Here is a 16949-nt window from a genome sequence, read left to right as displayed (position 1 = left end):
GAGGAAGCAGTTGAACGGCACCGGCAGCGTCGCGCCCGACGCTCTCGAACAGGCGGAACGGGTTCTGGCTCGTCCGGTATCGACTGGCGAGTTCGGCGAGTCGCTCGGGGCTGTCCGGCAGCAGGCCCGCGAGGAACGGACCGGCCGCCCGGGACGGCCACTCGGCGCGGGTCGGCCGCAGGGAGAGTGACATCGGGGTCGGGGTCACCCCTGAGCGGTAGTCGTCGTCGTACGCGAAGGTCACCCGCCCGGACGCGTTCATCGAGAAGGTGCCCGCGAGGACTCCGTCGAGGTAGGCGAGCAGGTCAGTCATCGATCCGACCCCCGGTCGACGGAGCACCCTGCCCCGGCTCGTGCTCGGAGGCCTCGAGGACGATCCCGAGTGCCTGCAGCGCGTCGAGGACCAGGCGGAGCTGCGCGGTCCCCTTGCCGGCCTCGAACCTGTTCACCCACGCACGGCTGACGCCCATCGTCGTCGCCAGGCGATCTTGCGACCATCCGAGCGCGATGCGTCGCTCGTGCACGAGGTCGCCCAAGGCGAATGCGGTGTCGATTCGCATGTGGCCCTCCGAGATCGCCGGTTGACGTGTAGTCGATCGGTTACACGATATCGACGTAACCGATCGATTACAAGACCGACCTGTGACCGATCGGTCACATCACGCGACGTACCGTCCGGTCACCACCAGAACGGTGCCTGCGGGCGGTAGGGCTCCTCGAGGCGGCGGACGTCGTCGTCGGTCAGCTCGACGTCGAGGGCGGCGACGGCGTCGGCGAGATGGTGCGGCTTGGTCGCACCGACGATCGGGGCCGACACGACGGGGTTGCGCAGCACCCAGGCCACCGCGACCTGGGCCATCGACACCCCGTGCTCGGCGGCGACCTGCTCGACGGCGTCGATGATCGGGCCGTCCTCGTCGACGTCGAAGGCCTTCGCGACCTCGTCGACGGCGGACCGCTCGGTGGTCGCGCCCCGCGGTCGCGTCAGCCGCCCCTTGCCCTGCGGCGAGTACGGCACGAGCCCGACGCCGAGGTCGGCACAGAGCGGGATCATCTCGCGTTCCTCCTCGCGCTTCAGCAGGTTGTACTGGTCCTGCATGGTCGAGAACGGCGTCCAGCCGTTGACCACGGCGGCGGTCTGCATCTTCGCGAACTGCCAGGCGAACATGCTCGAGGCACCCGTGTACCGGACCTTGCCTGCCCTGACCAGGTCGTGGAGCGCCTCCATCGTCTCCTCCACCGGGGTCTCGGGGTCGAAGCGGTGGATCTGGTAGAGGTCGACGTGGTCCGTGCCGAGGCGCGTGAGCGAGGCGTCGACCTGCTCGAGGATCGCCTTGCGCGACAGGCCCGCTCCTCCCGGGCCGTCGTGCATGCGACCACTGACCTTGGTCGCCAGCACGACGTCCTCGCGGCGCGAGTACTCGCGCATCGCGCGGCCGACGAACTCCTCGCCGGTGCCCTGCTGGTAGACGTTCGCGGTGTCCCAGAAGGTGACCCCGAGCTCGACGGCCTGGCGGAAGAACGGTGCCGAGGCCGCCTCGTCGAGCGTCCACGAGTGCAGGCCGCGGGTGGGGTCGCCGTAGCTCATGCAGCCGAGGCCGATGCGGCTGACCTGCAGGCCGGTGGTGCCCAGACGGGTGTACTTCACGGTCGTGCCTCCTCGGCGTTCGGGGGTGGTGCGGTCTCTGCTGTGGCGGGGGTCTCGGCGGCGTCCGTCGCGGCGGGCGCGCGGCGGTGGAAGAGCGCGGCGATCGCCCAGGGGCCCGGCTCGAGACGCACCGCCATCTCGTCCAGCACCCGCGCCTCCTGCTCTCGGTCGCGCGTGAGGTCGGAGATCTCGCAGGAGGCGCGCCACCACATCGCGAGGCGGCTCACGACCCGGCCGCCTCGCGCGGTTCGCTCGTGACGTCGGGTCGGTCCGGGGCGTCGGCGCGGACGACCGCCGGGTCGACCTGGGGAGCCGCCCAGCTGGCGAGGAGGCGGAGGCGCTCCTCGGTCGGCGAGCCGGGCTCGGCGCTGTAGACGAGGAAGTTCAGGCCCGGGCGGCCCATCGGCTCCATGGCCTCGTAGACCATGTCGAGCTGACCGACGACCGGGTGGTGGAAGCGCTTCTGACCCGACGTGTGGTGGCGCACCTCGTGGGCGCCCCAGCGGGTGCGGAACTCGTCGCTGCGGGTGGACAGCTCGCCGATCAGGTCGTGCAGGGCGCGGTCGTGCGGATCGCGGCCGGCCTCGGTGCGCAGGATCGCGACGTTGATGTCGGCGGCGACCGACCACGACGGGTAGAAGGCCTCGGCGAGCTCGCGGTGCAGGAAGACGAACCGGGCGAGGTTCACGGGCCGCTCGTCGAGGGCGTAGAGGTCGGAGTAGAGCGCGCGGAAGAGCGCGTTCTCGGCCAGGACGTCCATGCGGCCGTTGCGGACGAAGGCCGGCCCGGCCGTCACGGCGTCGAGCACGAGCTGCATGCTGCGCGAGACGGTCTCGGGCGGACGGCGTCGGCGCCGGGCATGGACCGGCGACTCGTTCGCGGCGCGGGCGAGGTCGGCCAGGTGCTCGCGTTCGGCGTCGTCGAGCAGCAGGGCGGTCGCGAGCGAGTCGAGCACGCCCTCGGACACCCCGCCGAGGCGCCCGCGTTCGAGCCGCGTGTAGTACTCGACGCTGACGCCCGCGAGCAACGCCACCTCGCTCCGCCGCAGTCCGGGCACGCGGCGCCCGGGTCCGCCCGGCAGCTCGACCTGCTCGGGCCGCACCCGCGCCCGTCGGCTGGTCAGGAAGTCGCGGATCTCGCTCTCGGTGTCCATGCCCACGACGCTACGACAGGGGCGGGGCGCGGTGGGATGCCCTGGCGGGGCCTCCCTCGGGCGGGCCTGAGCGCCTCGAACCACATGCGGGACGATGAACCACGAGAAAACGGGGCGCATCGTCCTGATCAGGGTTCATCGCGAGCCCGACCGCGCCGCTCGGTAAGATCCGCACGTGCCTTCGACCCTCTACGAGCAGATCGCCGACGAGCTGCGGCGGCGCATCCTGAGCGGCGACCTCGCGGTCGGCGACGACGTGCCGAGCGAGGGCGAGCTGGCCGAGCAGTGGCGCACCTCCCGCGGGCCGATCCGCAACGCCCTCGCCGCCCTGCGCTCCGAGGGACTGGTCGAGACCCGCCGCGGCCGTCCGGCCCGGGTCGTCGCGCGCAAGGCGCACCACCCGGTCGACGTGTCGATCCCCTTCACCAAGTGGGTGCGCGACGTCGGCGGCGAGCCCGGCGCCCGCACGCAAGAGGTGTCACTGCGCCGCGCCGACGACGACAAGGCCCGATCGCTCGGCATCGAGCCGGGCGCCCTCGTGGTCGACGTCGTCCGGTTGCGACTCGTCGACGGCCGTCCGACCATGCTCGAGCGCCTGACCTTCATCGAGGAGGTCGGCCGCGTGCTGTTCGACGTCGACCTCGACACGGTGTCGATCACCGAGTACCTGGACTCGCGGGGCTACGGCTACGCCGACATCGACCACGAGATCGACGCGGTCGCCGCGGACGAGCTCGACGCCGAACTGCTCGGGGTCGAGCCCGGCACGCCGATCCTGCGGCTGCACCGGATCACCCGCGGCCCCGACGGCCGCACCTTCGAGGCCTCGGACGACCGCTACCGCAGCGACATCGTCCGGTTCACCGTCTCGGCGTCGGGTCGGGCCCGCGAGGGCGACCACTTCATCCGCGCGATCGGCCCCTGAGCGGCGGCACCCGCCCGACCACCCGGTCCGAGAACGCAGGAGGCGCGGTGTGGCCCCCGCAGGACGGCACCGCGCCCGGTCACTCGGGTCGGACGCCCACCCGCACCGATCCGCCGGCGGCCGCCGCCGCGATCCCGGCGTCGAGGTCACGCAGGGCCACCGTCTCACCCACGAGCGCGTCGAGCGGCCAGGCCGCGTGTCTCTCCTCGACGAACCGGACGGCCTCGACGAGGTGCTGCGGGGCGTAGTTGTGCACGCCGCGGACGGTCACGAGACGCCGGACGACGCTCTCGGCGTCGAGGGGCACCGCCGGGGAGGGGAAGACGCTGCCGACCAGCACGGCCACGCCGCCGACGCCGAGCTCGGCGAGCGCCGAGGCCACCGCGTGCCGTGACCCCGAGGCCTCCACGGCGACGAGGGGCGCACCGCCCGCGACGGAGAACGCGGTGGCGAGGCCGTCGTCCGAGTCGGGGGCAGCCGAAGGATCGACCGTCGCCACCGCGCCGAAGCGGACGGCGAGCCGCCGGCGGGCGGGATCGGGGTCGACGACGACCACCCGGGCCCCGGCGTCGGTGGCCTGCGCGGTCGCCGTGAGGCCGATCAGCCCGGCGCCCGTCACGAGGACGACGGCGCCGTCGAGCGGCACGATCGCCGAGGCGGCGTCGAGGGCGGCCACGGCGGTCGCCGTGCCGCACGACACGGGGGCAAGCAGCTCGGCGGGCAGGTCGGCCTCGACCGGGACGATCGCCGTGCCCGACCGCACGTGCACGTGCGTGGCGAAGCCGCCGCTGAGCTCCCACCCCGTGACGAGCCGCTCGTGACCGTACTTCCGCACCGATTCGCACTTCTGCGGAAGGTCGCGTCGGCAGGTCGCACACCGACCGCACGACACGGTCAACGACCAGACGACGCGCTGCCCGACGGCGAGCGGCGTCCCGTCGGCGGCCACCGCCCCCGGTCCGAGGGCGACCACGCGGCCGACCTGCTCGTGACCGAGCACGAGCGGCGCGGGCGCGGACCGGTCGCCCCGCGTGGTGTGCACGTCCGAGCCGCAGATCGTCGCCAGCTCGACCTCGACGAGGGCGTCGCCGGGCGCGAGCACGACCGAGGGCACCGCGACGGCCTCGTGCGGACGACCGGGTTCGAGCCAGACCATGGCGGTCGGCGCGGGGTCGAGGGGCAGGGCGGGCGAGGAGGCGACGGGTGTCGGGGAGGCGACCCGCGCCTCCTGGTCCGTCGTCCGCGGCAGGGCCGCCGTCACGCGGCGGACGTCGACGACACGGAGGCGCGGACCGCGGCGAAGGCCGGCAGCCCGACGAGGTCCCGCACGCTGTCGAGCACGACGTCGGCTCCCGCGCCGAGCAGTTGCTCGCGGGTGTGGGCGCCGGTCGTCACGCCGACGACGAGGCCGGCACCGGCCGAGCGCCCCGAGAGGACGTCGCTGACGGTGTCGCCGACGACCGCGACGGCGGCCACCGACGACGCCCGGGTGCGCAGCAGCGCGGTCAGCACGAGGTCGGGTGCGGGGCGTCCGCGACCGGCGTCGACGGGCGAGAGGGCGGCATCGACGGTCCAGCCGAGGGCGTCGAGCAGACGGTCGCGGGTGGCCGGCGAGAAGCCGGTGGTGAGCACGACCGAGACCCCGGAGGCGCGGAGTGCGTCGATCAGGCCGCCCGCGCCCTCGATCGGGTCGACTCCCGACTCGTCGACGAGCTCGCCGTAGGCCACCTCGAACTCGTCGTTCGCCCGTCGCGCCAGCGCCTCGTCGCCCCCGGTGAGGTGCCGGAAGACGTCGATCTTCGAGCGGCCCATCGTGTCGCGGACGTACTGCAGGGCCTCGTCGCGGGTGAGCGTCGGCCCGAGGTCGACCCGGTCGGCGACGCGGGCGAAGGCCTGCTCGACCACGCCGTCGTCGACGACGGTCGTGCCGGCCATGTCGAGCACGACGAGCTCGATCGGGGTCGCGGCCTCGGCGGTCACGGTGTCGAGGGTCGCGGCATCGGGGGTGGGGGTGGCGGGGGTCGTGGTGCTCATGCGGTGAGGCTCTCTGTGAGGGGCGAGGTGACGGTCGAGGTGAGGGCGGCGGGGTCGAGCGCCCGGTCGCGCCCGCCGTCGAGGTGCGCGCCGACGACGTGCTCGGCGAGCCCGAGTCCGGTGGTCATGCCGATGCCGGTGGAGACGACCGTGACGAGCACGCCGGGCGCGACCTCGTCGACGACGAACTCGTCGCGGCCCGAGGCGTAGACGCCCTGCCACCGTTCGGTGACGACCGGCTCGGCGCCGAACAGCAGCCGGAACTCGTCGAGGAAGGCGTCGGCGACCCGCTCGTCCTGGAACGGTGCGATCGCGGCGCCCTTCCGGTGGCTGTCGCCGACGATCACCGAGCCGTCGGGCAGCTGCGTGTACATCTGGTTGAGGTCCATCGCGGCGAGGTCGGGGCGCTCGGCGTGCAGTCGGGTCCGCACCGCCTCGGCCGCACCGGTGCCCGCGAACGCGCTGTAGCGGATCAGCGACCACCCGGTCAGCAGCGGGGCGACGAGCGGTCGGGCGAGGTCGGCCCGCACCCGCAGCATGTCGAGGCCGCAGCGCTCGAGGGCGTGCCGGTCGGCGAGGTCGGGCAGCAGCTGGTCGAGGTCGTGGTTGGTCGCGACGACGACCGTGCCCGCGTCGATCGGCCCGCGACTCGTCTCGACGCGTCCCGACGAGACCGACCCGACGGAGGTGCGGGTCAGGAAGCGCACCCCTCGCGTCTCGAGGTGCCGGCGGATCGCGTCGGCGGCCTGCCGTGGATCGACCTGCAGGTCGTACGGCAGGAGCGCCCCGCCGACGACCGCACCCGGAGCGACCGGGGCCAGGGAGGACAGCTCGGCCGCGTCGAGCCGCTCGATCTCGGGCCGGTCGCCCAGCACGCGGTCGGTGCGGGCGAGGGCCAGCTCGTCGAGCAGGTCGAGTTCGTCGACGTGCCGGGCGGCGACCAGGGTGCCGCGCCGAGACAGCCAGAAGCCGGCGTCGCGGGCCAACCGCAGCCAGAGCTCGCGGGCCGCGAGCGCGTGGCGGCGGGCCTCGCCGCTCTGCGGGGTGAGGCAGAGGTGACCGAAGTTGCGCACCGTCGAGCCACCGATCACCGCCGAGCGGTCGACCACCAGCACCGAGAGCCCGCGGTCGGCGGCGGCCAGCGCGGCCCCCAGACCGACGATGCCCGAGCCGACCACGATCACGTCGTGCGGTGCAGCGGCGAGCGTGGCCGCCGCGTGCCGAGCCACCCCGGGCCGGGCCGTGTCGTGTGACGTGGTCATCGGAAGACCCTCCGCATCCAGATCGCGAGCCCCTCGACCGCCAGCACCGTGACGAGGATCATCAGCACGATCGCCGTGACCGTCCCGTAGTTCGAGCCCTGGCTGGCGTTGAGCAGGTAGTAACCGACTCCGCCGGCACCGACGATGCCGAGCAGGGTCGCGGCCCGCAGGTTGGTGTCGAGCATGTAGAAGGTGTGGCCGATCAGGGCCCGGGTGCCCTGCGGCAGGGTCGCCCCCGCGTACACCTGCACCCGGCTGGCCCCCGTGGCCGAGAGGGCGCGCTCGGGGCCGGGCGAGACCTCCTCGAACGAGTCGGCGAGCAGCTTGCCGAGCAACCCGACGCCGCCGAGGGCGAGGGCGAGGGTCCCTGCCTGCGTGCCGAGCCCGGTCACGACGATCAGCACGATGGCGAGGATCACCTCGGGCACGCCGCGGATGCCGACGAGCAGCAGGCGCATGCCGCTGCGCACCCCGCGGCTCGGGGCGACGTTGCGGGCCGCGAGCGACCCGACGACGATCGAGGCCAGAAGGGTCAGCACGGTCGCGGCGAGCGCGATGGCGATCGTCTCGCCCATGGCGGCGACCATCGTCGACGCCTCGTAGCTGCCGAACGACGGCGGCCAGAACTGCGTCGCGACGGCGGGCACCTTGGCCCAGACGGTGACGAGGTCCGACCAGGCGATGTCGCAGACGGCGACGCTGGCGACGACCACGGCGACGGCGAGCCAACCCCACGAGACGTTGCGCCGACGGGTGCGGTCCCACGGGCGACGCAGGGCGGCCTCGACGGTGGTGATCGCGGGACGCGACGGGGCGGGGTGACCGGCACCGCGCCTCCTGGTGGCCCGACGGACGACGCGGTCGCCGAGACCGCGGCCGGTCGGCGCGATGCCGAGCATGGCCGCGCGGACGCTGCTCGAGACGACCTCCATCACGACGCAGAGCACGAAGATGACGAGGGCGTAGCCGAGGCCGAGCCCGTAGTCGAGCGACTTGAAGGCGAACGACATCTCCATGCCGAGGCCGACGACGCCGACGTAGCCGAGGATCACGCTGCCCCGCAGGTTGATGTCGTTGCGGTGCAGCACGGTCGCCACCCACGAGGGCAGCACCTGGGGCAGCACACCGGCGGTGAACTGCTGCAGTCGGCTGCCTCCGGCGGCGCGGATCGCGGTGCGGGGCCCCTCGTCGATCTGCTCGATCGCGTCGGCGAAGAGCTTCGAGATCATGCCGACCGAGTGCAGGCCGATGGCGAGGATGCCGGGCAGCGTGCCGAGCGAGAAGAGCAGGACGAACACCATGGCGAGCACGACGTCGGGCACGGCCCGGGCGAGCACGGTCACGAAGCGGGCGGCGGCGCGCCAGCCGGGGCCGGGGGTCGTGTTCGAGGCGGCGAGCACGGCGACCGGGACGGACAGGACGGCGGCGAGCAGGGTGCCGCAGATCACGAGGCCGAGGGTGAGCGCGGTGAGCTGAAGCAGCTCGCCGACCGGCGGGAACTCGATCGCCCCGACCCGGCCGAAGAACCGTTCGGCGTTGGCCCAGCTCTGCAGCATGCGCGCGGGGTCGATGTCGACGCTCCGCAGGGCCACGAGGCTCGCGATCAGCAGGGCGAGCAGCGTGAGGCCGGCCGCGACGCGCTCGGGCGAGACCCGGCGACGAGGAGGCGCGGTGACGGGAGCGGGGGCCGCCCCGGTCGTGCGCGGGCGCTCGGTGACGGCGGTCATCGGACGGCGTCCTCGGAGACGGACGCCGCGCCTCCTGCGGTGCCGGGGGTGTTCGCGGCGCCCGCGGCGACCCCGGCCCCCGCGGCGCTCAGCTCGAGCTCGATGGCCTCGAACTGGTCGGTGCTCGTGGCGACGCGGCCGTAGATCTCCATGACCTGGGCCTTCGACAGGCCCTCGGTCTCGGTGTCGAGCACGACCTGGCCGTGGCGCAGGCCGACGATGCGGTCGGCCCACGAGAGGGCGAGGTCGACCTGGTGCAGGCTGCAGATCACGGTCAGCCCCTCGTCCGCGGCGATCTCACGGATCAACGCCATCACCTGGTCGCTCGACTCGGGGTCGAGCGAGGCGACCGGCTCGTCGGCGAGCAGCACCTGGGGACGCTGCATGAGCGCCCGGGCGATGGCGACGCGCTGCTGCTGGCCGCCCGAGAGGGTGTCGGCGCGCTGGTAGGCACGATCGAGCAGGCCGACGCGGTCGAGCCGGGCGAGGGCCTCGGCCTTGGCGGCGCGACCGTACGACCAGAGCCCGAGGCGGGGGCCGCGCACGGTGGCGAGCGAGCCGGTCAACACGTTCTCGAGCACGGTCAGCGACGGCACGAGCTCGAACTGCTGGAAGATGAACCCCACCTCGCTGCGCAGCCGCCGCAGGGCCCGGCCGGTGAGGTCGGTGACCTCGCGGCCGAGCACCGTGACGCGGCCGTCGGTCGGGCGTTCGAGGCCGTCGACGTGGCGCAGGAGGGTGGACTTGCCGGAGCCCGACAGGCCCAGCAGCACGACGACCTCGCCGCGTCGGACGCTCAGCGACGCGTCGTCGAGCGCGACGGTGTCGCCGAAGCGCTTGGTGATGCCGTCGAGCCGGACGACGGTCTCGGCGGGGGCGGTGTGCGGGTTCATGTTCGTCTCCGGTTCGTTCTGCTCGGACCCCGGGAAGTCGCCGAGACACTCACGCGCGCGCGAGGGTCTCGGCGACTTCCTGGGGTGTGGGAGGTCCTACGTCGTGCGGGTCAGGCCTTGCACTGCGACGCGTTCGTCTTCTCGCAGATGTCGCGGATCTGGTCGTAGTACGCGTCGTCGACCGGGGTGGTCTGGAAGAACACGGCGCGGAAGCCCTCGCTGTCGGCGCCTTCGATGCCGGCGGCGACCATGTCGTCGGCGGTGACGTTCGAGAGGATGTCCTTCAGCTGGGCCTTGACGTCGTCGGGCAGCGAGTTCGACTCGACGATCGGGGCTCCGGGCACCATCTGCTGGTCGATGACCTCGACGGCGTCGCTCTTGGCGACCTCGCTGTCCTCGGCGAAGCCGGCGTCGCACTCGGTGCCCTCGCCGACCTTCTGCACGCTGACGTCGTGCTTGCCGGCGAAGACCGGGGTGATGTCCTTCTCGGGGTCGATGCCGGCCTCGAGCAGCGCGTAGCTCGGGAACAGGTAGCCCGAGGTCGACGACGGGTCGACGAAGCAGATCTTCTTGCCCTTCATGTCGGCGATCGACGTGATGTCGCTGCCCTTCGGCACGATGGCCTGCGAGTAGTAGCCGGGCTCCTGGCCCTCGGCCGTCGTGATGGACGAGATCGGGGTCAGCTCGGCACCGTTGTTCGTGGCCGTGACGTAGGTGAAGCCCGAGAACGACGCGACGTCGATCTGGCCGGCGATGCTCGCCTCGATCAGGGCCGCGTAGTCGGTGGACTCGTGGTACTCGACCGTCTTGCCGGTCTCCTTCGCGATGTAGTCCATCAGCGGCTGGTAGTTGGTCTCGGTGTCGACCGAGTCGGGCACGACGCCGAAGACGAGGGTGCTGTCGTCGACCGCGTAGCCGCCGGCCGCGTCGGACGAGCCGGTGGCCGAGGAGGCGGGGGTCGAGCAGGCGGACAGCGTGACGGCGAGCAGGGCGGCGCCGACGAGGGCGGTCGCGGCGCGGGGACGGCGGAGGGTCATGACGGCCTTTCGGGTGGGAGCAGGACGTGACGATGCTGGCACGCGCCCGACCGACATAGGAACCTACCTTCGGCCCCGTTCAACGAGAGTTCACCTCTTGTCTGCCTAACCTGGGCGGGCTGGCCTGGAGGTCGAGGAGGAGCGCCACCCCGGTCATGGCGGGTCCAGGTGCGGCGGTCTAGCCTCGGACGACCACCCCGCCCTGCCCCCGCGACGAAGGCCTCCGCATGCGACACGACGACGGCACCCCCGACGACCCGGCCCTTCCGCCCGGCCCGCCCGATGCTTCCGGGCCCACCGCGGCTGCCGGTGCCGCCGAGGCACCGGTCGCATCCGATGCCCCCGACTCCCCCGACGTCCCGGGCGGCGACCTCGACGCCTGGTCGGACGAAGCCCACCGCGAACTCGAACTGCTCGTCGCCCGCGACCGCGAGGCCGAGCTGGTCCGCCGGCACGAGGCCGAACGCGTCGCGCGGGCCGAACGGGCCGCCCGCCTCGAGCAGGAGCGTCGTCGCCGCGAGGCCGAGCTGCCGCCCGAGCTGCGCGACGCCGACGACGAGCCGTACGACGGCGGGCCGCGGCGACGACTCGTCATGGGGTCGTCGAAGGTGCTGGCCGCGGTGGCGCTGCTGGCGGCGGTCGCCGTCGCGGTGACCGGGTTCCTGTAGGCCGACCCGCGCCTCCTCGGCTCGTGCGTCCATGAACCCGGTTTCGAACCATGCACCCGGAAGCTTCTGGGTTCATGGTCCGAAACCGGGTTCATGGGTGGGCGACGCGCCGGGCGACGCCCGTCAGAGGGCGAGCAGGGCGATCCCGCCGAGCACGACGACCGACGCCGCGAGGCGTTTGGCGAGCGACCCCTCGCGCAGCACGAGGGCGCCGAAGACGGCGACCATGACGACGCTCGTCTCGCGGGCCGGGGCGACGAGGGCGACCGGGGCCGTCTGGATCGCCGTCAGCACGAGGATGTACGACAGAGGCGACAGCACCCCGAAGGCCAGCACGCGCGGCCAGTGTGCACGCGCGACCGCCACGATCTCGCCCCGACGCCGGCCGAGCGACGCGCTGTAGAACACGACCTCGACGAGGGTCACCCCGACCATGAACGACACGGGCGAGAGACCCCAGGTGCGCAGGGCGTGGGCGTCCCAGATCGTGTAGCTCGCGATGGCGAGGCCGGTGAGCAGGCCCCAGGCGATGCCGGGGTCGAGGCGGCGGGACCGACGGCCCGGGGCGGACGGCGTCGACGCCGTCGACGACCCGTGCAGGAGGCGCGGCGAGGGCGAGTCGGTCGGCCGGCGGTCGATCAGTCCGGTCGCCACGACGCCCACGACCACCACGGCGATGCCGACGACGGCCGTCACCGAGAGCTGCTCGCCGAGCAGCAGGACGGCGAGGCCGGCACTGACGGCGGGGCCCGTGCCGCGAGCCGTCGCGTAGACGGTCGACAGGTTGCCGACCGCGTAGCCGCGCTGCAGCACCGTCATGTAGACGACGTGCAGCACGGCCGAGACGCCCGCCCCGACCGCGAGCCCGCCGACGCTGGCCCCGAGGCCGCCCGTGAACGGGACGACCGGCAGCCAGAGCACGGCGCTGGCGACGGCGCCCCACCAGAGGAAGGGCGTGCCGAGGCGGCTCACTCCGTGGGCGACGACGTTCCAGCCCGCGTGGCAGACGGCGGCGGCGAGGACGAGCAGGAGGGCGGTGGTGGACATGCGAGGACCCATCGGCTCGGCGCGGGGCGCGCCGAACGGGTCCTCCAGGCTTTTGTCCGTTCAGATGACGGCCCGGCGATGGCGCCCGACCGTGGCGCCGCTCGGACCAGTCGGATCGTGGGACCCCGGAACCCTAGGCGCTGTCGTGGCGAGCGTAGGGGTGGCGGGTGTCCGGCGGGTGAACTGGTGCCGGCACAGCGCCTGCCACCCGGCCCGGCCCGGCCCGGCTCACGCACTGCACCGCGTTTCGTGCACCGCACCGCGTCTAGTCCGGGTGCAGTGCACGAAACGCGGTGCGCTGCGCCCCCGGGGACGACGAACGCCCACGCACACACGGTGCGGGGGCGTCCGGCGGGACGGGGTCGGATCAGGCGAAGGTCGCCGCGTCGATCACGAAGCGGTAGCGCACGTCCGACTTCAGGACGCGCTCGTAGGCCTCGTTGATCTGGTCGGCGTCGATCAGCTCGGTCTCGGGCACGATGCCGTGCTCGGCGCAGAAGTCGAGCATCTCCTGGGTCTCGCGGATGCCGCCGATGGCCGAACCGGCCCAGCTGCGACGGGCGGGGATCAGCGCGAACGCGGGCACCTCGAGCGGCTCGGACGGGGCACCGACGTTGACGAGCGTGCCGTCGACGGCGAGCAGGCCGAGGTAGGCGCCCATGTCGACCTTCGCCGACACGGTGTTGACGATCAGGTCGAACGAGTTCGCCAGGTCGTTGAAGGTCTGCTCGTCGCTGGTCGCGTAGTGGGCCTTCGCGCCGAAGCGCAGCGAGTCCTCCTTCTTCGACGTGGTCTGCGACAGCACGGTGACGTCGGCGCCGAGTGCGGCGGCGATCTTCACGCCCATGTGGCCGAGGCCACCCATGCCGACGATGGCGACCTTGGTGCCCTCGGTGACGCCCCAGTGGTGCAGCGGCGAGTACAGCGTGATGCCGGCGCACAGCAGCGGCGCGACCTTGTCGTAGTCGAGCGACTCGGGGACGCGCAGCACGAAGTCCTCGGTGACGACGACGGCCTGCGAGTAGCCGCCCTGGGTGACGGTGCCGTCGGCCGGGTCGACGCTCGTGTAGGTGCCGGTGTTGCCCTTGGCGCAGTACTGCTCGTCGCCACGCTTGCAGTACTCGCACTCGCCGCACGAATTGACCATGCAGCCGACGCCGACGCGGTCGCCGACCTTGTGCTTGGTGACCTCGGAGCCGACCTCCGAGACGGTGCCGACGATCTCGTGACCCACGACCTGCGGGTACTGGATCTCGCCCCACTCGCCGCGGACGGTGTGGATGTCGCTGTGGCAGATGCCGGCGTAGGCGATGTCGATCATGACGTCCTTCGGGCCGACGTCGCGGCGCTCGATGGTCGTCTTGACGAGGGGCTCGGTGGCGGACGGGGCCGCGTAGGCGTTGACGGTGCGCATGGGTCTCCTGGTGGTGGGTTCGGTTCGGGGACGAGGGGCGGGTCGGAACACGGTGCTCGACGACGGGCTCCCCGTCTTCGACGTTACGCTCCCGGGCCGACCGTGGGTGGCCCTGACAGGGCCCCCGAGGCGACGCCGGGCACGAGGCGCGGCGTGACGGCCCGCAGGAGGCTCGGTGCGCGTCCGACCGGCACCGCGCCTCCTGCGGGTGGCCAGGTCGCGCGACGGCACCCGTGAGACACGCCTCCGGGTGGGAAAGTGCCCTGACTCGTGGCCCGGCGCGCACCGGGCGCGGCGTAGCAAGGGTCCAGACGCTGCATCGGGCATTCCGGTGGCGGACGAAGGAGTCGACATGGCAAGCGGAGTGGCAACAGTGTGGGTGCCCGTGACCGACATGGGACGGGCGACGGCGTTCTACCGTGACGCGCTCGGCCTCACGGTGAAGAGCGAGAGCGACGACTGGACCGAGATCGACGCGGACGGCCTGATGATCGGCCTGAACGGTCGCGAAGAGGCCGCGGCGTCGAGCGAGGGTGGAGCGGTCATCACGTTCCAGCCCGACGGCACCCTCGAGGACGCGCTGGCCGACCTGCAGTCGCGCAGCGCCGACGTGACCGGCACGATCAGCGAGCACCCGTGGGGCCGCATCCTGCCCTTCAAGGACACCGAGGGCAACGACCTGCAGTTCTACACGCCCCCGACCGACTGACGTCGGGGCCTGCAGGAGGCGCGATGCCGGTTCGACCGACACCGCGCCTCCTGCGTCCGGTCGCGTCATGCAGAGGCCGACGGGCCCGACACGCACCATGATGTGGGGATGGTCACCGAGATCCTCATCCTGAGCAACCTGCTCGCCGGGCCGCAGCACGGGTACGACATCAAGCGGAACGTGCGCCGCCCGGGTCTCGGCGTGGTCAACAACAACGCCGTCTACACCGCGTTGAAGCGCCTGCACGACCGGGGTGCGCTCGACCGTCGCACGGAAGAGACCACCGGTCGGCCGAACCGCCAGGTGTTCTCCCTGACCGACGCGGGCCGTGACCTGCTGATCGAGCAGATCGCCGACTTCCCCCTCTCCCGCGGAGCCGACGACGAGGAGTTCTACGTCCGGTTCGCCCTGCTGAACCTGGTCGACGAGGCGACGCGGGCGGCGATCTTCGCGACGCGCGTCCGGGCCCTCGAGGAGCGCATGACGACGGCCCGGGCCTACCTCGACGCCGCCGACGCCGACGCGACGCGCTTCCCGGTGCAGTCCGTGGCGATGTTCCGGCACCTGCTCGACCTGCTGCTCACCGAGCGGGCCTGGGTCGAGGAGTACGCCCGCAGCGGCGAGATCGGGGCACCGCGACACCCGTAGTGGGGTGGTGCTCCTGTCCTCATTCCATTGAGGACTAGTACCCGCTGGACTAGCTTGATCCCGAAGCGAAGCCACGCTTCAGCGGAGCGCGAGCTCCGACGCACCGCGTCACCGCGTGGCGTGGAGTCGTCGCACCTCAGGTCGGGGAGGGCGTCGGCTCCGACCCCCTCGTCCACGTCGGATGTGCGCGAGGGGGAGCCCCGCGGTGGACCGTCGGAGGGGGCACCGTGACCACTGCATCGTCGTTCTTCATCGTCCGTTGCCCTGCCTGCGGGGACTCCACGCGGGTCGTGCCGAATCCGTTCGTCGGCATCGGGCTCGCGGTGCACGAGGACGTCCGGGCCTGCACGTCGTGCGTCTGGGCGGCGCCGAGGGGGTCGACCCGCGTCCGGGTCGAGGCGCGGGGCGAGGCGCGAGGCGTGGCGCTGGGCGTGGCGGGTGCCGGGGTGGGCACGCGCGACGAGGTCGCCGCCGGCACGGAGAGGCCCGGGCGACGAGGCGCCGTCGGGTCCTTCGTGGCGAAGGTGCGGCTGGTCCGGCAAGCGGTGGCCGCGGGGGTCGCGGCCGCGGCGGGGGTGGCGGCCTCGGCCGGGGCGGCGGGGGCTGCGGCGGCGGGGGCCGCCGCGACCTCTGCTCCGTCCCTGCCGGGGTCCGTCGGCTCGGGGCCGGCGACCACCGGGCCGGCGACCGGCTGAGGCCCGGAGCCGCCCGGGGCCCGCGGGCCGACCCTCTGCAGGAGGCGCGGTGCCACCTGAACCGGCACCGCGCCTCCTGCAGGCGGTCGCGTCACGAGTCGCACCACGTTCTGAGCGTCGCACCGCCGACATCGGCGGTGCGACGTCCAGCCGGTGGTGCGACACGAGTCCCGCGCCGCGCCGTGAGCCCTAGGCGTCGAAGTCGGTCGCGCGGCTGCGCTCCGCCCACGTGTCGATGTCACCGCGGAGATCGTCGAGCGCACCCGTGACGATCTCGACGGCGTCCGAGCCGAGCAGCAGCAGGTACGGCGCCCGGCCCGACTCGACCGCGTCGACGAGCAGCCGGGCGCCGGCGGCGGGGTCGCCGGGCTGGGTGCCGTCCGAGGTGTCGGCCTCGATGCGGCGCTTGCCGGCGGTCTCGGCGTAGTCGGCGATCGGGGTGGCGGACTGCGTGAGCGAGCGGCCCGAGAAGTCGGTGCGGAACGAGCCCGGCTCGACGACCGTCGCCGTGATGCCGAGCGGGGCGAGCTCGGTGCGCAGGGCCATGGTCATCTGCTCGAGGGCGGCCTTGACGGCGCCGTAGTAGCCCGAGCCGGGGCCGGTGCGGCGGGCGCCGATCGACGACAGGTTCACGATCGTGCCGCTGCGGCGAGCGCGCATGCCGGGCAGGACGGCCTTGATGGTGCGGACGCTGCCATGGAAGTGCGTGTCGAACAGGCGCGCCACGTCGGCGTCGTCGCCCTCCTCGACGGCGGAGCGGTAGCCGTAGCCGGCGTTGTTCACGAGCACGTCGACGCCGCCGAACCGTTCGGTGGCGAGGCCGACGGCGGCGGTCACCTGGTCGGAGTCGGTGACGTCGAGCGCGGTCGCGACGGCGTGGTCGGGGTGGGCGTCGGCGATGTCCTGCACGGCGGAGGCGTCGCGCGCGGTGACGACGACGTCGTGCCCGCGGGCCAGCGCCTCCTCGGCGAAGGCGCGCCCCAGCCCCGTGGAGCATCCGGTGATCAACCAGGTCGACATGTGGTCTCTTCTCTCTCGTGCGTCGCGGTCGCTGACGCGCCGCACCCCCAGACAACCAAGGAGGCGCGG

Annotated in this window: 18 protein-coding genes and 1 pseudogene; 5 read left to right on the top strand and 14 right to left on the bottom strand. The window is 73.0% G+C overall.

Annotated features, from left to right (window positions below):
* Positions 1–19: 19 nt before the first annotated feature.
* The 5 genes and pseudogenes from BIV04_RS17505 to BIV04_RS09650 form a co-directional block, all read right to left on the bottom strand.
* A pseudogene (locus tag BIV04_RS17505) lies at positions 20–313 on the bottom strand (HipA N-terminal domain-containing protein); the annotation flags it as partial.
* The gene (locus BIV04_RS09665; protein WP_071256080.1) at positions 306–560 is read right to left on the bottom strand and encodes a helix-turn-helix domain-containing protein; all 255 of its coding nucleotides are present in this window, start codon (positions 558–560) and stop codon (positions 306–308) included. The pseudogene BIV04_RS17505 and the gene BIV04_RS09665, both read right to left, overlap by 8 nt.
* A 119-nt stretch (positions 561–679) precedes the next feature.
* Entirely contained in the window at positions 680–1648 is a 969-nt protein-coding gene (locus BIV04_RS09660) for an aldo/keto reductase (RefSeq protein WP_071256079.1), read from the bottom strand.
* A complete protein-coding gene (locus BIV04_RS09655) occupies positions 1645–1875 on the bottom strand; it encodes a hypothetical protein (protein WP_071256077.1) in 231 nt (76 codons plus the stop codon). The genes BIV04_RS09660 and BIV04_RS09655 overlap by 4 nt, the downstream gene beginning before the upstream one ends.
* Positions 1872–2801, bottom strand: coding sequence for a helix-turn-helix transcriptional regulator (locus tag BIV04_RS09650; protein WP_071256075.1), 930 nt, complete (start codon positions 2799–2801; stop codon positions 1872–1874). Before BIV04_RS09650 ends, BIV04_RS09655 begins: the two co-directional genes overlap by 4 nt.
* 175 nt (positions 2802–2976) lie before the next feature.
* On the opposite strand from BIV04_RS09650, the gene BIV04_RS09645 reads away from it, so the two are divergent.
* Positions 2977–3726: a GntR family transcriptional regulator gene (locus BIV04_RS09645; RefSeq protein ID WP_071256074.1), complete on the top strand. Its 750-nt coding sequence runs from the start codon at positions 2977–2979 to the stop codon at positions 3724–3726.
* A 79-nt stretch (positions 3727–3805) separates the two neighbouring features.
* Here BIV04_RS09645 and BIV04_RS09640 read toward each other — a convergent pair whose 3' ends face one another.
* The 6 genes from BIV04_RS09640 to BIV04_RS09615 all read right to left on the bottom strand — a co-directional run bounded on the left by BIV04_RS09640 (position 3806) and on the right by BIV04_RS09615 (position 10679).
* A complete protein-coding gene (locus BIV04_RS09640; protein ID WP_255364243.1) occupies positions 3806–4987 on the bottom strand; it encodes an alcohol dehydrogenase catalytic domain-containing protein in 1182 nt (393 codons plus the stop codon).
* The gene (locus BIV04_RS09635) at positions 4984–5760 is read right to left on the bottom strand and encodes an HAD family hydrolase (protein ID WP_083396328.1); all 777 of its coding nucleotides are present in this window, start codon (positions 5758–5760) and stop codon (positions 4984–4986) included. Before BIV04_RS09635 ends, BIV04_RS09640 begins: the two co-directional genes overlap by 4 nt.
* Entirely contained in the window at positions 5757–7022 is a 1266-nt protein-coding gene (locus tag BIV04_RS09630; RefSeq protein ID WP_071256071.1) for a TIGR03364 family FAD-dependent oxidoreductase, read from the bottom strand. The genes BIV04_RS09635 and BIV04_RS09630 overlap by 4 nt, the downstream gene beginning before the upstream one ends.
* Positions 7019–8749 carry a phosphonate ABC transporter, permease protein PhnE gene (gene phnE, locus BIV04_RS09625; protein WP_071256070.1) on the bottom strand — a complete coding sequence of 577 codons (1731 nt, stop codon included), beginning with the start codon at positions 8747–8749 and terminating at the stop codon, positions 7019–7021. The genes BIV04_RS09630 and phnE overlap by 4 nt, the downstream gene beginning before the upstream one ends.
* On the bottom strand, positions 8746–9642 hold the full coding sequence (phnC, locus tag BIV04_RS09620) for a phosphonate ABC transporter ATP-binding protein (RefSeq protein ID WP_071256069.1): 897 nt from the start codon (positions 9640–9642) through the stop codon (positions 8746–8748). Before phnC ends, phnE begins: the two co-directional genes overlap by 4 nt.
* Positions 9643–9752: 110 nt before the next feature.
* Positions 9753–10679 (bottom strand): phosphate/phosphite/phosphonate ABC transporter substrate-binding protein, encoded by a 927-nt coding sequence (locus BIV04_RS09615; RefSeq protein ID WP_071256068.1) that lies wholly within the window; start codon positions 10677–10679, stop codon positions 9753–9755.
* Between the two features lie 227 nt (positions 10680–10906).
* Here BIV04_RS09615 and BIV04_RS09610 point away from each other — a divergent pair, with 227 nt between their 5' ends.
* Positions 10907–11347 (top strand): hypothetical protein, encoded by a 441-nt coding sequence (locus BIV04_RS09610; RefSeq protein WP_071256067.1) that lies wholly within the window; start codon positions 10907–10909, stop codon positions 11345–11347.
* 123 nt (positions 11348–11470) lie between these two features.
* On the opposite strand, the gene BIV04_RS09605 is transcribed toward BIV04_RS09610, so the two are convergent.
* Entirely contained in the window at positions 11471–12394 is a 924-nt protein-coding gene (locus tag BIV04_RS09605) for an EamA family transporter (protein ID WP_071256064.1), read from the bottom strand.
* A 367-nt stretch (positions 12395–12761) separates the two neighbouring features.
* Complete coding sequence (locus BIV04_RS09600; RefSeq protein ID WP_071256063.1) at positions 12762–13808, bottom strand: NAD(P)-dependent alcohol dehydrogenase; 1047 nt, start codon at positions 13806–13808, stop codon at positions 12762–12764.
* A 352-nt stretch (positions 13809–14160) separates the two neighbouring features.
* Here BIV04_RS09600 and BIV04_RS09595 point away from each other — a divergent pair, with 352 nt between their 5' ends.
* From BIV04_RS09595 to BIV04_RS09585, 3 genes are all read left to right on the top strand, one after another.
* Positions 14161–14517 (top strand): VOC family protein, encoded by a 357-nt coding sequence (locus BIV04_RS09595; protein WP_071256062.1) that lies wholly within the window; start codon positions 14161–14163, stop codon positions 14515–14517.
* A gap of 108 nt (positions 14518–14625) precedes the next feature.
* Complete coding sequence (locus BIV04_RS09590; RefSeq protein WP_071256061.1) at positions 14626–15165, top strand: PadR family transcriptional regulator; 540 nt, start codon at positions 14626–14628, stop codon at positions 15163–15165.
* A 227-nt stretch (positions 15166–15392) separates the two neighbouring features.
* Positions 15393–15860 carry a hypothetical protein gene (locus BIV04_RS09585; protein WP_143048654.1) on the top strand — a complete coding sequence of 156 codons (468 nt, stop codon included), beginning with the start codon at positions 15393–15395 and terminating at the stop codon, positions 15858–15860.
* Between the two features lie 189 nt (positions 15861–16049).
* On the opposite strand, the gene BIV04_RS09580 is transcribed toward BIV04_RS09585, so the two are convergent.
* Positions 16050–16880: an oxidoreductase gene (locus BIV04_RS09580; protein WP_071256059.1), complete on the bottom strand. Its 831-nt coding sequence runs from the start codon at positions 16878–16880 to the stop codon at positions 16050–16052.
* Between the last annotated feature and the right edge of the window lie 69 nt (positions 16881–16949).

It is taken from the genome of Frigoribacterium sp. MCBA15_019 (assembly GCF_001864945.1).
Classification (GTDB): domain Bacteria; phylum Actinomycetota; class Actinomycetes; order Actinomycetales; family Microbacteriaceae; genus Frigoribacterium.
The sequence above is the reverse complement of the archived record's forward strand: the minus strand, read 5'-3'. Positions and strand labels throughout refer to the sequence as shown.

What these genes read in the sequence shown, in the direction of transcription:
- BIV04_RS09590 (WP_071256061.1), top strand. Translation starts at nt 14,626, where the DNA reads ATGGTCACCGAGATCCTCATCCTGAGCAACCTGCTCGCCGGGCCGCAG.
- BIV04_RS09665 (WP_071256080.1), bottom strand. Translation starts at nt 560, where the DNA reads ATGCGAATCGACACCGCATTCGCCTTGGGCGACCTCGTGCACGAGCGA.
- BIV04_RS09610 (WP_071256067.1), top strand. Translation starts at nt 10,907, where the DNA reads ATGCGACACGACGACGGCACCCCCGACGACCCGGCCCTTCCGCCCGGC.
- BIV04_RS09580 (WP_071256059.1), bottom strand. Translation starts at nt 16,880, where the DNA reads ATGTCGACCTGGTTGATCACCGGATGCTCCACGGGGCTGGGGCGCGCC.
- phnC (WP_071256069.1), bottom strand. Translation starts at nt 9,642, where the DNA reads ATGAACCCGCACACCGCCCCCGCCGAGACCGTCGTCCGGCTCGACGGC.
- BIV04_RS09595 (WP_071256062.1), top strand. Translation starts at nt 14,161, where the DNA reads ATGGCAAGCGGAGTGGCAACAGTGTGGGTGCCCGTGACCGACATGGGA.
- BIV04_RS09615 (WP_071256068.1), bottom strand. Translation starts at nt 10,679, where the DNA reads ATGACCCTCCGCCGTCCCCGCGCCGCGACCGCCCTCGTCGGCGCCGCC.
- BIV04_RS09600 (WP_071256063.1), bottom strand. Translation starts at nt 13,808, where the DNA reads ATGCGCACCGTCAACGCCTACGCGGCCCCGTCCGCCACCGAGCCCCTC.
- phnE (WP_071256070.1), bottom strand. Translation starts at nt 8,749, where the DNA reads ATGACCGCCGTCACCGAGCGCCCGCGCACGACCGGGGCGGCCCCCGCT.
- BIV04_RS09630 (WP_071256071.1), bottom strand. Translation starts at nt 7,022, where the DNA reads ATGACCACGTCACACGACACGGCCCGGCCCGGGGTGGCTCGGCACGCG.
- BIV04_RS09635 (WP_083396328.1), bottom strand. Translation starts at nt 5,760, where the DNA reads ATGAGCACCACGACCCCCGCCACCCCCACCCCCGATGCCGCGACCCTC.
- BIV04_RS09650 (WP_071256075.1), bottom strand. Translation starts at nt 2,801, where the DNA reads ATGGACACCGAGAGCGAGATCCGCGACTTCCTGACCAGCCGACGGGCG.
- BIV04_RS09605 (WP_071256064.1), bottom strand. Translation starts at nt 12,394, where the DNA reads ATGTCCACCACCGCCCTCCTGCTCGTCCTCGCCGCCGCCGTCTGCCAC.